At 70.3% G+C, this 14,270-nt stretch carries 12 protein-coding genes; 4 read left to right on the top strand and 8 right to left on the bottom strand.

The features are described from left to right. Window positions 1–271 precede the first annotated feature (271 nt). Window positions 272–1,198 (top strand): phosphotransferase family protein, encoded by a 927-nt coding sequence (locus OG718_RS31185; protein ID WP_186001547.1) that lies wholly within the window; start codon window positions 272–274, stop codon window positions 1,196–1,198. A 65-nt stretch (window positions 1,199–1,263) separates the two neighbouring features. After that, on the top strand, window positions 1,264–2,061 hold the full coding sequence (locus OG718_RS31180) for a DUF4253 domain-containing protein (RefSeq protein ID WP_328845744.1): 798 nt from the start codon (window positions 1,264–1,266) through the stop codon (window positions 2,059–2,061). A gap of 72 nt (window positions 2,062–2,133) precedes the next feature. On the opposite strand, the gene OG718_RS31175 is transcribed toward OG718_RS31180, so the two are convergent. Next, complete coding sequence (locus OG718_RS31175; protein WP_143644161.1) at window positions 2,134–3,036, bottom strand: SAM-dependent methyltransferase; 903 nt, start codon at window positions 3,034–3,036, stop codon at window positions 2,134–2,136. 145 nt (window positions 3,037–3,181) lie between these two features. After that, on the bottom strand, window positions 3,182–4,516 hold the full coding sequence (locus OG718_RS31170) for a helix-turn-helix domain-containing protein (RefSeq protein WP_306939322.1): 1,335 nt from the start codon (window positions 4,514–4,516) through the stop codon (window positions 3,182–3,184). 197 nt (window positions 4,517–4,713) lie between these two features. On the opposite strand from OG718_RS31170, the gene OG718_RS31165 reads away from it, so the two are divergent. Then, window positions 4,714–5,442 carry a DUF4232 domain-containing protein gene (locus OG718_RS31165; RefSeq protein ID WP_306939321.1) on the top strand — a complete coding sequence of 243 codons (729 nt, stop codon included), beginning with the start codon at window positions 4,714–4,716 and terminating at the stop codon, window positions 5,440–5,442. 21 nt (window positions 5,443–5,463) lie between these two features. On the opposite strand, the gene hemB is transcribed toward OG718_RS31165, so the two are convergent. Continuing rightward, the gene (gene hemB / locus OG718_RS31160; RefSeq protein WP_143644162.1) at window positions 5,464–6,456 is read right to left on the bottom strand and encodes a porphobilinogen synthase; all 993 of its coding nucleotides are present in this window, start codon (window positions 6,454–6,456) and stop codon (window positions 5,464–5,466) included. A gap of 160 nt (window positions 6,457–6,616) precedes the next feature. On the opposite strand from hemB, the gene OG718_RS31155 reads away from it, so the two are divergent. Continuing rightward, the gene (locus OG718_RS31155) at window positions 6,617–8,008 is read left to right on the top strand and encodes an FAD-binding oxidoreductase (RefSeq protein WP_143644163.1); all 1,392 of its coding nucleotides are present in this window, start codon (window positions 6,617–6,619) and stop codon (window positions 8,006–8,008) included. Window positions 8,009–8,267: 259 nt separating this feature from the next. Here the strand turns inward: OG718_RS31155 and OG718_RS31150 are convergent, their stop codons facing one another. The 5 genes from OG718_RS31150 to OG718_RS31130 all read right to left on the bottom strand — a co-directional run bounded on the left by OG718_RS31150 (window position 8,268) and on the right by OG718_RS31130 (window position 14,112). Beyond that, entirely contained in the window at window positions 8,268–9,953 is a 1,686-nt protein-coding gene (locus OG718_RS31150; RefSeq protein ID WP_143644164.1) for a uroporphyrinogen-III synthase, read from the bottom strand. Continuing rightward, window positions 9,950–10,909, bottom strand: a complete 960-nt coding sequence (gene hemC, locus OG718_RS31145; protein WP_143644165.1) for a hydroxymethylbilane synthase — start codon at window positions 10,907–10,909, stop codon at window positions 9,950–9,952. Before hemC ends, OG718_RS31150 begins: the two co-directional genes overlap by 4 nt. Further along, window positions 10,906–12,729, bottom strand: a complete 1,824-nt coding sequence (locus OG718_RS31140) for a glutamyl-tRNA reductase (protein WP_143644166.1) — start codon at window positions 12,727–12,729, stop codon at window positions 10,906–10,908. The genes hemC and OG718_RS31140 overlap by 4 nt, the downstream gene beginning before the upstream one ends. After that, window positions 12,726–13,490 (bottom strand): redox-sensing transcriptional repressor Rex, encoded by a 765-nt coding sequence (locus OG718_RS31135; RefSeq protein ID WP_143644167.1) that lies wholly within the window; start codon window positions 13,488–13,490, stop codon window positions 12,726–12,728. Before OG718_RS31135 ends, OG718_RS31140 begins: the two co-directional genes overlap by 4 nt. 322 nt (window positions 13,491–13,812) lie before the next feature. Beyond that, on the bottom strand, window positions 13,813–14,112 hold the full coding sequence (locus OG718_RS31130; protein WP_328845743.1) for a glutaredoxin family protein: 300 nt from the start codon (window positions 14,110–14,112) through the stop codon (window positions 13,813–13,815). Window positions 14,113–14,270 lie beyond the last annotated feature (158 nt).

Raw genomic sequence — 14,270 nt, 5'->3', positions numbered from 1 at the left:
GCGTACACGACAGGCGGACGCCCGCGATAGAGGTGACCCGTGCGGCGACGGAGGCCCGCATATGCCACTGGCCTCCCCCCGCACTGACCTGGCAATCCGTATGAGTGATGGCCAAAGGTTGAGGTGCTCTGGCGCACCCCGGAGTATGCGATGCTGCGGGGCGCAAACCCCAACTCCGGGGAATCCAGAGCCCTGTTGGACCGCACTGGGAGCCCAATGAGCACTGCACTGCCCTTCTCCGTCACCCCGGCCCTCTGGATGGTGTTGACCCGTGCTGCCACTCGTTGAGACCGGCGAAGAGCTGGACGACATGGTCCGCGACGAGGCCCTGTTGCGGCCCGCCGTCATGGACCTGTGCGAGCGCCTCGGGGTGACCGTGAAGCCGCTGATCCGCTTCATCGAGGGTTCGCTGCCGGTCTACTCCGTCGGCGCCGCACACGTCGTCAAGCTGTTCCCCGCCTTCGAGAAGATCGACGCCAGGCGCGAGGAGCAGGTACTGAACCATGTGTACGGCAGACTGCCGGTTCCGACACCGCAGGTGTACTCCGCGGGGGCGTACAAGAACGGCTGGTCCTTCGTCCTGATGTCCCGGCTGCCCGGCGAGAGTCTGGCCGACGCGTGGCCGCGGATTCCGGCCGCGGAGCAGGACCGGATCGTCACGGAGGCAGGCGAGACCCTGGCGGCGCTGCACGCGCTGAACCCGGCGCCGCTCGCCAGCTCCGTCGGCCCCTCCGACTGGGGCCTGTTCGTCGACGCGCAGCGGACGAACGCGGTGGAACAGCAGCGCGAGGCCGGTCTGTCGGACACCTGGCTGGAGCAGATCCCGTGGTTCCTGAGCTCGGTGCCGCTGACCCCTCCGGCACGGCGCGTGCTGCTGCACACGGAGTTCATGCGCCAGCATCTGACCGTGGACCCGGACGGCTGGCGCCTGACGGGCCTGTTCGACTTCGAGCCGGCGATGATCGGCGACCCGGCGTACGACTTCGTGGGCGTCGGGCTGTTCATCTCGTGCGGGGACCCCCGGCTGCTGAAGCGGTTCTACGAGGCCTACGGGTGCCCGCCGATCGACCCGCACACGCTCATGGCGTACGCGCTGCTGCACGTCTACAGCAACCTGCCCGGCTATATGAGTGTGCTGCCCAAGCCTCCGGAGCCGACGCTGGACGCGCTCGCCGAGACGTGGTTCGGCATCGGCTGACGGTCTCCGCGGGCGTTGGTCGGCTCCTGAGGGCGTTGTCAGTGGCGGGCCCTAAAGTCACGTGCATGGCGACTCTTCCGAACCAGCTGCCTGCGTTGGCGGCCGACCCGACCGGCCGCTCGCTCGGTCTCGACATCCCGCCCGGGACGCTGCTCGACACGACGGTCGACGGCCCCTGGGACGAACCGCTGCTGTGGCGGGCCGACGCCCCGGCGGCGCCGGGCGACTGGCTGCGGCTGGGGTCCGCGCGCCGCACGGCGGGCCTGCATCCGGTGCTGGTGGGCGCCGACGCGGAGAGCGAACCCCACCCGGACAAGTGGGAGCTGGACCCGGACCTCGCCTCGTATCCGGGCGACCACGACGCGGACGAGGTGCTGGCGGACCTCTGGGAGGAGTGCGCGGCCGAGGCGGAGGACGCCGACTGGCCGGGCCTCGCCGCGGCGGGCCCGCCGGACGCCGACCCGGACGAGCGGGCGGCCGAGGTCGCCGACTCCCTGACCGGCGGCGGGAGTTGGCTGGAGCGGGCGCACATCGCCCTCGTGCCGGCCCGCCGCAGCGCGGACGTCCCGGCGGCCGTCGGCTGGTGCGGCCCGGTCAACCACACGGAGGACGTGGCGCCGTTGTGCGCGGTCCTCCGCTCCTGGGAGGACCGCTTCGGGATACGGGTCGTGGCGATGACCTACGACCAGCTGGTCGTCTCGGTCGCGGCCCCGCCCCGGACCTCGGCCGAGGCCGAGGCGATCGCCGCCGAGCACTACGCGTTCTGCCCGGACGCGGTCGAGCGGAGCGGCCACGGCTCCCTGTCGGCGTACGCCGGGCACGAGGTGCTCGGCGCACACTCCTGGACGTTCCGGTGGGACTGAGCCGGTCGGTGGGACGGGCCTGAACTCCGGGCCGTCCTGTGGGCTCAGAGCTTGCGACTCACGGCTTGCGACTCACGGCTTGCGGCCCGTGACCGCGTACACGTTGATGTCCGCGTCCGTCACGTCGTTGATGTCGCGGTACCTGACCTTCTCGATGTCGTCGAGGCCGTCGAAGTAGCCGGGCTCGGGCTGCTCGGGGACGGGCGCCGCGTTGTCGGGCCGCCAGTGGTGGGCGGGGACCACACCGGGCTCGTCGACCTCCAGGCCGTTCTCGGTGAGGAACCGCTCGACCTCCGCCTTCGAGCGCAGCACGAAGGTGAAACCGCGCTCGGTGTACGTCCGCTGGACCGCGCGGATGTTCTCGGGGTTGAGGTCCTCGGTGAGATGGCTGAGGACGATCCGGCTGCCCGGGGCCAGGGCGTCGATCAGATCGCGCACGATCGGGTAGGCCTTGTCGTCCTCGACGAAGTGCAGGATCGCCACGAGCGCGAGGGCGACCGGCTCGTCGAAGTCGATGGTCTTCGCGGCCGCTTCGAGGATCTGGGCCGGGTTCTCGAGGTCGGCGTCGATGTAGTCGGTCCGGCCCTCGGGCCCGCTGGTGAGCAGGGCGCGCGCATGGGCGAGGACGACCGGGTCGTTGTCGACGTACACGACCCGGGAGTCGGGGGCGAGGCGCTGGGCGATCTGGTGAACGTTCTCCTGGGTCGGCAGGCCCGTGCCGATGTCCAGGTACTGCCGGATGCCCTCTTCGCCGGTCAGCCTGTTCACGGCCCGGCGCAGGAAGTCGCGGTTGTGCCGGACGTCCAGGTAGCCGCGCGGGTTGGCGGTGAGCGCGGCGGCGGCAGCGGCCCGGTCGACGTCGTAGTTGTCCTTGCCCCCGAGAAAAACGTCGTAGACACGTGCCGGGTGTGCCTTGGTGGTGTCGATCCTCCTTCTCAGCTCGGCGGGGTCCTGGCTGAGAGCATCACCGGGCATAGAGCCTCTCCCTGGAGAGTCGCGTCACTGAACGAGCAACAACCTAACTCTCGGGGTGACTTGATAGTGCCCTGACCGGCAGATCGGCTGTGCGAATCGCGTCCGCCGGGTTTTGCAGACCGCCCGGCCGGGAAAGGAGAGGCACTCAGCCGGGAATGTCGGGCTCGTACTCGTTCCGCCCCCATTCGGAGTCACCGAGCGGGTAGTTGTACGCGGGCCGCCCCACGTTCCCGCTGGTCCGGAAGGGTTGCCCCCTGTTGTCGACGCGTACGGTGCCCTGCTTGGTGCCGCTGGACCAGTCGAGCTCCAGATACCAACTCACGTTGTGCGCCCGGGCGTCCGCGAAGACGTAGAAGACCTCGGGGTCGGACTCGCTCACCTTGTACGGGAAATCGCGCTGCCCGGCCTTGGGCGAGGTCGCGGGCCGCCCCGCATCGAGGTTCACGCCGAACGACGTGGTCTCCACCCCGCCACCGCACCCGACGCCCATCTCGAAGTCGTTCCAGGCGAGAGGCGCGCTCTTCTCCACGACCCGCACATGCAGCGCCTCAAGGACGACGGTGGCCTTCCCGGTGCCCTGCACGGTCAGCGCGAGCATCTGCTGCCCGCCGGCGACCCCGCCGAGCGCGGAGACCCACCCGCGCGCGTCCGTCTCACTCGGCGGCGGAGGCACCTGCTCGGGCTTCCGGTCGACGAGGTAGTGCTGGCTGCACGGACTCTCCCACTTGTACGGATTGACGGCGACGGTGGGCGCGGAGGCACTCTCCTGTGCCCCGGAGTCCTGCGCGACCCCGGCCCCGGCCCCGGCGCTCCGGGAGGCGGAGGCGGACGCCTTGGGCGTGCCACTGCGCGAGGCGGACGGCGAGGGCGATTTGCCTTTCGCGTCGCCGGACTCACTGGCCCCCGGACTGTCGTCGACGGTCTCGCCGGCGGCCCCCACGGACTGCTTCCCGCCCTCGCCGTCGTCGCCCTTGCCCGGCACGAGATTCACCACGAGGGCGGCCGACACGATCGCGGCGGCCACGGCGGCACCGGCGAGCACGACGGTACGCCGCCGCCGCGCAACAGGCGTGTCCGGCGCCCCTCCACGCTCGACCTCGGGACCCTCCGAGCCGACGGCATCGGCCGAAGCGGACTCGCCGGCCATCTCCCCCGGCTCTTCGAGGGACCCCACGGCCGGCCCGGCCGCAGCCCCCTGTACGGGCCCCTCGTCCGCCTTCTGCCCCCGCCGCGCATCCGCGAGAACCCACCGCCGATGCAGCTCCACCAGTTCCTCGGGGGTGGCCTTGCAGGCGCGGGCGAACCGCTCCACGGGCGCGTAGTCCGTCGGCACGGCATCCCCGTTGACGTACCGGTGAAGCGTGGACGTACTCGTGTGAAGCCGCTTCCCGAGCACCCCGTAACTGAGCCCGGACCGCTCCTTCAACTGTCCCAAGAGCTCCGAGAACTCGTCCCCCGCCACCGTTCCTCCCTCTCCCACGTCCCGGATCCACGTTCCAGGGGGAGGTCATTCCCCCAGGTCAGAGCCACTGCGAGCGTTCCGGCATCCCGGAAACCCCGGCAGGTGTGGCGGCCGGGACAGGTCGCCGCACAAGCTTGGGCCATCCAAGCACGCCGCTCCCGTCACTCGGTCGAGCGGCCTGCACCAACAGCCGTACCGCATCAGGGGGATCACCCATGTCCGCTCGCACCACCCGCACCCGTGTCCTCGCCGCCGCAGCGCTCGCCGTCGCCACGCTGACACTGACGGCCTGCAACAACGGAGAGGGCGTACGCGACGAGGGCGCGTCGGCGGGCGCCACGTCCCAGCCGTCGTCCACGCCGACGTCCGAGTCGCAGAAGAACAAGGAGACGACCACGGACGCGGGACAGGCGGCTTCCTCGCCGGACTCAACCTCCAAGCCCAAGGACGGGAAGGGCGCGCAGAACTCGTCGGGCTCGACGGGCTCATCGGACTCGTCGAAGTCGTCGGACTCGCAGGACACGCCCCCCACCCGCACGCCCTGCACCAGCGCCAACACCCGCGCGACCGCCACGGTGGTCTCACGCCCCCTCAACCACCTTCTCCTCACCGTCACCAACACCGGCTCGAAGAACTGCAACGTGATCGGCTACCCGGCCGTCCGCTTCGGCGAGGCGCAGTCGGTCCCGCCGGTCATGGAGGAGTCCAAGCCGCAGGCGGTGGTCACGCTGGCCCCCGGCGAGTCGGGCTACGCGGGCGTGCGCCTCTCGGCGGCGGACGGCAGCGGTTCCAACGGCTACACGGCCAAGTCGCTCTCGTTCTACCTGAACACGGACTCGGGAGCCGCGTCCAAGCCGTCGCTGCCCGCCAAGGGCGTGTACGTGGACGACTCGATCGCCGTCACGTACTGGCAGCAGACGATGGCGGACGCCCTCACCTGGTGAGCAACCGGTGAGCAAAGGGGCTCAGCGCAGCTTCTGCGCCACCTCGGTCGCCCAGTACGTGAGGATGTTCTGGGCACCGGCCCGCTTGATCCCGGTGAGCGTCTCCAGGATCGCCTTGTCCCGGTCGATCCACCCCTTCTCGGCGGCGGCTTCGACCATCGAGTACTCACCGGAGATCTGGTAGGCCGCCACGGGCACGTCCACGGCGTCCGCGACCCGCGCGAGGATGTCGAGATACGGGCCGGCCGGCTTGACCATCACCATGTCGGCCCCCTCCTCCAGATCGAGGGCCAACTCCCGCAGGGACTCACGCACATTGGCGGGATCCTGCTGATAGGTCTTCCGGTCGCCCTTCAAAGAGGAGGCGACGGCTTCCCGGAAGGGCCCGAAGAAGGCGGAGGAGTACTTGACGGTGTAGGCCAGGATCGACACGTCCTCCCGCCCGATCTGGTCGAGGGCATCGCGTACGACCCCGACCTGGCCGTCCATCATCCCGCTGGGGCCCACCACATGGGCCCCGGCGTCGGCCTGTACCTGGGCCATCTCGGCGTACCGCTCCAGGGTCGCGTCATTGTCGACGCGGCCCTCGGCGTCCAGGACCCCGCAATGTCCATGATCAGTGGTCTCATCAAGACACAGATCGGACATCACCAGCAGCTCGTCGCCGACCTCGGCCCGCACATCCCGAAGAGCGACCTGCAGAATCCCGTCCGGATCGGTCCCAGGAGTCCCCACCGCGTCCTTCTTGGACTCCTCCGGGACACCGAACAGCATGATCCCGGAGATCCCGGCCGCCACGGCCTCCGCGGCAGCCTTCTTGAGACTGTCCCGGGAGTGCTGCACGACGCCCGGCATCGCGGCGATGGGCACGGCCTCGCTGATGCCCTCGCGCACGAACGCGGGGAGGATGAAGTCGGCGGGATGCAGCCGGGTCTCGGCGACCATGCGCCGCATCACGGGGGTGGTCCGCAGCCGCCGCGGCCGGCTGCCGGGGAAGGATCCGTACGTAGTCATACACCAACGCTACGCCCGCGCCAGAACCACCTTTGCCGACGAGGAGTCGGCGCCACGGCCCCTCCCCCGCGCCCCTGCCGCCCCCACATGCGCCCGGGACGCCCCGGGCGCAAGCTGGTGGAACAAGGACCCCGACGGCCTCTCTGGGCTGGAGGACGAGATGACGACCGCGCACCACACCCCCACCGACCTCTTCGCCCTCTCGGACATCCGGGGCCCGGTCCTGAGACCCGACGACGCCGCCTACATGGCAGAGGTCACAGGCTTCAACCTGTCGCAGCGCCACACGCCGGACATCGTGATCGGGGCAACGGGAACCGACGACATCGTCGCGGCACTCCGCTGGGCGACCGCGACAGGCACCCCCGTCTCGGTACAGGCGACGGGCCACGGCGCGAACTTCCCCATCGACGACGGCCTGCTGATCAACACCAGCCGTATGACGGACGTACGGATCGACCCGGCCGAACGAACCGCGACGGTGTCCGCCGGAGCGAAATGGCGGGACGTCCTGGCGGCGGCCGCACCCCACGGCCTGGCCGCGCTCAACGGCTCCTCGACCGACATCGGCGTGATCGGCTACACGCTGGGCGGCGGCCTGCCGGTCCTCGGCCGCACCTACGGCTACGCCTCAGATCTGGTCCGCTCCTTCCAGGTGGTGACCCCCGACGGAGTCCTGCACGAGACCGACGCGACCCACGAGCCCGACCTGTTCCGGGCCCTGCGCGGCGGCAAGGGCAACGTCGGCGTCGTAACATCCCTCGTCACCGAGCTGCTCCCGCTCTCCCGCATCCTCGGCGGCGCGATCTACTGCGCGGGCACGGACGCGGAGGCCCTCCTCAACGCGTACGCGACCTGGACGCCCACACTCCCCCCGGAGATGTGCACGGCATTCAGCCTGCTCCGCCTCCCTCCGCTCCCCCAGATCCCGGAGCCCCTGCGAGGCGGCTTCTGGTCCCGGGTGGCAGTCGCCTGGACAGGCGACCCAGCAGAGGGCGAACGCCTCCTGACCCCCATCCGCGAGGCGGCCCCACCCGTGATCGACACGATCGCCCCGATGGACTACACGGCGGTGGACCAGATCTACGCGGAACCCGAGGACCCGCTCCCCGCAAGGGAATCGTGCGCCCTGCTCCACGACCTCACCCCCGAGGCCATCCGCACGTTCCTCGACCAGGTGGGCCCGGCAGCCACGGACTGCCCCCTCCTCCTCGTCGAACTCCGCCACATGGGAGGCGCGCTGTCCCGCCCCGCCTCCACACAGGACGCGGTCTGCGCCCGGGACGCCACGTACTTCCTGGAATCGGTCGCGATCCTGCCCGACCCGAAAACCGCACAGGCAGTAGAACAAGCCACAACAGCCCTACAGCAGGCCATGACCCCTTATGGCACGGGCCGCACCATGGTCAACATCCACGGCACCCCCGGAAACGAAGCAGACCGAGCCCGAGCCTGGACCCCGGAGGTCTACACCCACCTCCAACGAACCAAGGCCACCTACGACCCGGCAAACCTGCTCCGCTACGGCCACGCAGTCCCCCCGGCGGCATAAACGAGAACAACGGCACCCGCAGCCAAGTACGCACGGGAGCGGGCCGTGCCGGTACGTCGAAAGCCCGCCGCGTACGGCTCCTCCAAAAAAGGCGGAACCTCAAAACCGCAGCAGTACACCCGGAGGCGGCGGGCTCGACGTACCGGCACGGCCCGCGCCCCAGAACAACGCACACCGCACCGCACCGCACCGCACCGCACACGACAACGCGCCGCACTCCCCCAAGGGACCGCGACGCGCTGCCACACACCTACGTCGACTACGTGGTACGCCTCCGCCGGGACCCCGGCCGCCGCTCACTGGGCCGAGTAACAGGATCCCCGGCCTCAAGAGCCGCGGCCCGCCGACGAAGCCCGAAGTCGGCCAGCGCCTCGGCCAGCCGATGCACGGACGGCTCCGGAGCCATGACATCGACCCGCAGCCCATGCTCCTCGGCGGTCTTGGCCGTGGCAGGCCCGATACAGGCAATGACAGTCACGTTGTGCGGCTTCCCGGCGATACCCACCAGGTTCCGCACAGTGCTGGACGACGTGAAAAGAACAGCGTCGAACCCACCACCCTTGATCGCCTCACGAGTCTCCGCAGGAGGAGGCGAGGCCCGCACGGTCCGATAGGCAGTGACGTCATCGACCTCCCACCCGAGCTCGATCAGCCCGGCGACCAACGTCTCCGTGGCGATATCGGCCCGAGGCAGGAACACCCGGTCGATCGGATCAAAAACGGGATCGTAAGGAGGCCAGTCCTCCAACAACCCAGCCGCAGACTGCTCCCCACTCGGCACCAGATCCGGCTTCACACCAAAGGCGATCAACGCCTTGGCGGTCTGCTCCCCCACCGCGGCAACCTTGATCCCGGCAAAAGCCCGAGCATCAAGCCCGTACTCCTCGAACTTCTCCCGCACGGCCTTGACGGCGTTCACCGACGTGAAGGCGATCCACTCGTACCGCCCGGTCACGAGCCCCTTGACGGCCCGCTCCATCTGCTGAGGCGTCCGCGGCGGCTCGACGGCGATCGTCGGCACCTCGTGCGGCACGGCCCCGTACGACCGCAGCTGGTCGGAGAGCGAGGCCGCCTGCTCCTTCGTACGCGGCACGAGCACCTTCCAGCCGAACAGCGGCTTGGACTCGAACCACGACAACTGGTCGCGCTGGGCGGCGGCGGAACGCTCGCCGACCACGGCTATCACCGGCCGCCCGCCCTCGGGCGAGGGCAGCACCTTGGCCTGCTTCAGCGTCTGCGCGATGGTCCCGAGCGTCGCGGCCCAGGTCCGCTGCCGAGTAGTAGTACCGGCAACAGTGACGGTCATCGGCGTATCGGGCTTACGCCCCGCGGCGACAAGCTCCCCCGCAGCAGCACCCACGGACTCAAGAGTCGCCGAAACGACAACGGTCCCGTCGGACGCCCCGACCTCGGTCCAGCAACGCCCGGACGCCGTACGGGCGTCCACGAACCGCACGTCAGCACCCTGGGCGTCCCGCAAAGGCACACCCGCGTACGCGGGCACACCGACAGCGGCGGCGACACCGGGCACGACTTCGAAGGGCACACCCGCGGCGGCGCAGGCGAGCATCTCCTCGGCGGCGTACGCGTCGAGCCCGGGGTCGCCCGAGACGGCACGGACGACCCGCCTGCCGCCGCGCGCGGCCTCCATGACAATATTGGCCGCGTCCTTCGACGCGGGGACGCCAGGGGTAGTTGACGTGCCGTCAACTACCGTTAGCTGAGGCGTGTCCGGGCTCGCCCCCGTTTCGGTGTCGAGCACGGTGACGTTTCGTCTGGCGTGCGTGCGGACGACGTCGATCACTTCGGGTTCGGCGACCAGGACATCCGCGTTCGCCAGCGCCTCGACGGCGCGCAGAGTCAGCAGTCCCGGATCCCCGGGTCCGGCACCGAGGAAGGTGACGTGCCCGTGTTCGAGGCCGGCGGGAAGGGTGGTGGGGCTCAATGTGCTCGCTCCCCCATCAGACCGGCCGCGCCCTTGGCAAGCATCTCGGCGGCGAGTTCACGGCCGAGCGCCATTGCTTGGTCATGTGTCTCGGGCACGGGACCGGTGGTGGACAACTGCACCAGCGTCGAGCCGTCGGTCGTGCCGACGACGCCGCGCAGGCGCATTTCCTTGACAATCTGCCCGTCGGCCAGAAGGTCGGCGAGCGCACCCACAGGTGCACTGCAGCCGGCCTCCAGGGCGGCGAGCAGGGACCGCTCGGCGGTCACGGCGGCCCGGGTGAACGGGTCGTCGAGCTCGGCGAGCGCAGCGAAGAGGTCCGCGTTGTCCGCGGCACACTCGATCGCGAGGGCCCCCTGGCCGGGGGCGGGCAAAACAGTGTCGACGGGCAGGAAGTCGGTCACTTCCTCGATCCGTCCGATCCTCTTCATCCCAGCCGCAGCAAGCACGACACCATCGAGCTCACCACTGCGCACGTACCCGATCCGCGTATCGACGTTCCCACGGATCGGAACGGTCTCTATCGTCGTCCCGTGGTCCCGCGCGTACGCGTTCAACTGGGCCATGCGACGCGGCGAGCCGGTCCCGACCCGCGCCCCGTCGGGCAGTTGCGCGAAGGTGCGCCCGTCGCGGGCGATCAGCACATCGCGCGGGTCCTCACGCACCGGGATCGCGGCCAGCACCAGATCGTCGGGCTGCGCGGTCGGCAGGTCCTTGAGGGAGTGGACGGCGAAGTCGACCTCACCGCTCAGGAGCGCGTCGCGCAGGGCGGTCACGAAGACCCCCGTACCGCCGATCTGCGCGAGATGCTCGCGGGACGTGTCCCCGTAGGTCGTGATCTCCACAAGCTCGACGGATCGCCCTGTCACCTGGCTCACGGCATCCGCCACCTGCCGGGACTGGGCCATGGCGAGTCTGCTCCGCCTGGTCCCCAGTCTCAGTGCTTGCCCATTCATGCTCGCCCTCGGTTCTCGGCGCTCTCGAAGTTCTTGCTGTCGAAGTTCTCGCGGTCGAAGTACAGGCCGCCGAAGGCAGCGCTGTCCTCGTCCCGGCTGTTGCCGTCCGGGCTGTTGTCATCGGCCCGGGAGACGGCGGCGACCGTCTCGGGTTCCAGGTCGAACAGGGTCCGCAGCGCGTCCGCGTACCCGGCACCGCCGGGCTCGGCGGCCAGTTGCTTGACCCGTACGGTCGGCGCGTGCAGGAGCTTGTCCACGACGCGTCGCACGGTCTGGGTGATCTCGCCGCGCTGCTTGTCGTCGAGGCCGGGCAGCCGGCCGTCGAGCCGGGCGATCTCGCTCGCCACGACGTCGGCGGCCATGGCGCGCAGCGCCACGACGGTGGGCGTGATGTGCGCGGCCCGCTGAGCGGCGTCGAAGGCGGCGACCTCGTCGGCGACGATCCGCCGCACCTGGTCGACGTCGGCGGCCATCGGGGCGTCCGCGGAGGCCTCGGCGAGGGACTCGATGTCCACCAGCCGCACCCCGAGCAGCCGGTGCGCGGCCGCGTCGATGTCGCGGGGCATGGCGAGGTCGAGCAGGGAGAGCACGGGCAGGGGCCGGGGCACCTCGGCGACGGGCTCGGGCCGGCGCCGCTCGGGCACCCGCCCGAGGGCGGCCGCGGCGGCGGCGAGGGCGGCGACGGCCTCGGTGTCGATCTCGGGTGTACGGCGGCCCTCGCGACGGTCGACCGTCCCGTTGTCCACCCAGGCGGCGTGCTGCTCCAGGGTGGCCGCGTCCATACCGGCCACCGCGGCCTCCCCCATGACGGAGAAACCGGTGGCCCCCTGCACGGCGGAACCCTGCACGGCGGACAGGTCGAGCGGACAGCCGTCCTCGCTGCCGACGCTGGTGGGCGGAAGGCCGGACCGTACGGCGGCGGAGTCGGCGGCGCGCTCCACGGCGGGCGCGCCCGTGCGTCCCTCGACGGCCTCGGCCACGAGGTCCGCCGTCAGAACCAGCCCGGTCGCGCCGGTGCAGGACACGACGACATCGGCACGTGTCAGCTCGCCCGGCACCGATTCCATCGGTACCGCGCGGGCCAGCACGTCCAGGTCGCCCTGTTCCGCCGGGCGCTGTCCGTACTGCTCGGCGAGCAGGGCCGCGAGGCGCTCCGCCCGGTCGAACGTCCGGTTGGCGACGACCAGCTCGGCCACCCCGGCCCGCGCGAGCGTCGCCGCGGCGAGCGAGGACATGGAGCCCGCGCCGATCACGAGGGCCCGCTTGCCCTTGAGCCAGGCGTCGGCCGGGGCGCCGGACGACAGCTGCTCCAGGCCGAAGGTCACCAGGGACTGCCCGGCCCGGTCGATGCCGGTCTCGGAGTGGGCACGCTTGCCGACCCGCAGCGCCTGCTGGAAGAGGTCGTTCAGCAGCCGCCCGGCCGTGTGCAGTTCCTGCGCGGTGGCGAGGGCGTCCTTGATCTGGCCGAGGATCTGGCCCTCGCCGACGACCATCGAGTCGAGCCCGCAGGCCACCGAGAAGAAGTGGTGGACGGCCCGGTCCTCGTAGTGCACGTACAGATAAGGGGTGAGCTCCTCGAGACCGACGCCGCTGTGCTGCGCGAGCAGCGTGGAGAGCTCGGCGACGCCCGCGTGGAACTTGTCCACGTCGGCGTAGAGCTCGATCCGGTTGCAGGTGGCGAGCACCGCGGCCTCGGCGGCCGGCTCGGCGGCGACCGTGTCCTGGAGCAGCTTGATCTGGGCGTCCGCGGACAGCGCGGCCCGCTCCAGGACGCTGACCGGAGCGCTGCGGTGGCTCAGCCCGACGACAAGAAGACTCATGCCGGCATCACGGCGGGGACATCCCCGTCGGGCCCTTTCCCGGCCTCCTTGGCCGCGGCGGCCGCCTCGGCCTCCGCCTCCATCGCCGCCTCGGCCTCCTCGCCGGCCTTGCGCTGCTCGTGGAAGGCGAGGATCTGCAGCTCGATGGAGAGATCGACCTTGCGTACGTCGACACCGTCGGGGACGGTCAGCACGGTCGGCGCGAAGTTCAGGATGGAGGTCACACCGGCGGCGACGAGCCGGTCGCAGACCTGCTGGGCGGCGCCGGCGGGGGTCGCGATGACACCGATCGACACACCGTTGTCGTCGATGATCTTTTCCAGCTCGTCGGTGTGCTGCACGGGGATCCCGGCGACGGGCTTGCCGGCCATCTCGGGATCGGCGTCGATCAGCGCCGCGACACGGAACCCGCGCGAGGCGAACCCGCCGTAGTTGGCCAGCGCCGCGCCGAGGTTACCGATACCGACGATCACGACCGGCCAGTCCTGGGTAAGGCCGAGCTCGCGGGAGATCTGGTAGACGAGGTACTCGACGTCGTAGCCCACACCGCGCGTCCCGTACGACCCGAGGTACGAGAAGTCCTTGCGCAGCTTGGCGGAGTTGACCCCCGCCGCGGCCGCGAGCTCCTCGGAGGAGACCGTGGGTACCGAGCGCTCCGACAGAGCGGTGAGGGCTCGGAGGTACAGCGGAAGCCTGGCGACGGTGGCCTCGGGAATCCCTCGGCTGCGGGTCGCCGGTCGGTGAGTTCGGCCAGTTGCCACGGTGCTCCTGCGGGTAGCGCGGGGCTTCAGGCGGTCGCACGTACCTAGACCGCCCCGTCGAATGCAGGCTATGTCTTTGTGAACGCGTGCACAAAGATGGTGTCCGATTTGCCCGGCCAACGTGACCGGGGTCACGCACCCCCGGCGCACCCGTACGGAACCGGCGCACACGCACCTTCGTTCCTCACTTGTTGGGGGCAAAACCGCACACTCTCCTCTACGATCCCCGCCCCCGAGTCCGAACCGCCCTCGATCCTAAGTGACTTTCCGGCCCCTTTGGACGCCTCGGTCAGGCCACGGTTCCATTACTCCGCCCCATCGGCTACGCCTTGAGCACCCTGCGCAGCCGCTCCTCGTCCACCCGCCAGAACGTGTGCTGGGCCCCGTCCACCAGCACCACCGGGATCTGCTCCCAGTACTCGCGGTGCAGTTCCTCGTCCTGGGTGATGTCCTTCTTCTCCCAGCGGACACCGAGATCACCACAGACCTTCTCCACGACTTCCTGTGCGTCTTCGCACAAATGGCAGTCGGGCTTCCCGATCAAAGTGACCAGCCGCTCCGGCGACACGCTCTTCTCCGCACGACGCTCACCACGCCGAAAGATGGGGCTCATACGAACCATTCTCCCGCCCGTCAGGGGCGCGGGGAACTGTGCGCCCAGCCCCACGGACCCGCACCCGAGGCACAACCACCCCGCGAAGCGACCAGAAGAGGCTCCCGAGGGGATGTGCTCTTTAACAATGCGTCGCGGAGAGTTCACAGCCTCCAAACCTCCCGACT

Source organism: Streptomyces sp. NBC_00258 (genome assembly GCF_036182465.1).
Lineage (GTDB): Bacteria > Actinomycetota > Actinomycetes > Streptomycetales > Streptomycetaceae > Streptomyces.
This window is presented reverse-complemented; position numbering and strand designations above follow the sequence as displayed.

What these genes read in the sequence shown, in the direction of transcription:
- OG718_RS31180 (WP_328845744.1), top strand. Translation starts at nt 1,264, where the DNA reads ATGGCGACTCTTCCGAACCAGCTGCCTGCGTTGGCGGCCGACCCGACC.
- OG718_RS31175 (WP_143644161.1), bottom strand. Translation starts at nt 3,036, where the DNA reads ATGCCCGGTGATGCTCTCAGCCAGGACCCCGCCGAGCTGAGAAGGAGG.
- OG718_RS31165 (WP_306939321.1), top strand. Translation starts at nt 4,714, where the DNA reads ATGTCCGCTCGCACCACCCGCACCCGTGTCCTCGCCGCCGCAGCGCTC.
- hemB (WP_143644162.1), bottom strand. Translation starts at nt 6,456, where the DNA reads ATGACTACGTACGGATCCTTCCCCGGCAGCCGGCCGCGGCGGCTGCGG.
- OG718_RS31155 (WP_143644163.1), top strand. Translation starts at nt 6,617, where the DNA reads ATGACGACCGCGCACCACACCCCCACCGACCTCTTCGCCCTCTCGGAC.
- hemC (WP_143644165.1), bottom strand. Translation starts at nt 10,909, where the DNA reads ATGAATGGGCAAGCACTGAGACTGGGGACCAGGCGGAGCAGACTCGCC.
- OG718_RS31140 (WP_143644166.1), bottom strand. Translation starts at nt 12,729, where the DNA reads ATGAGTCTTCTTGTCGTCGGGCTGAGCCACCGCAGCGCTCCGGTCAGC.
- OG718_RS31130 (WP_328845743.1), bottom strand. Translation starts at nt 14,112, where the DNA reads ATGGTTCGTATGAGCCCCATCTTTCGGCGTGGTGAGCGTCGTGCGGAG.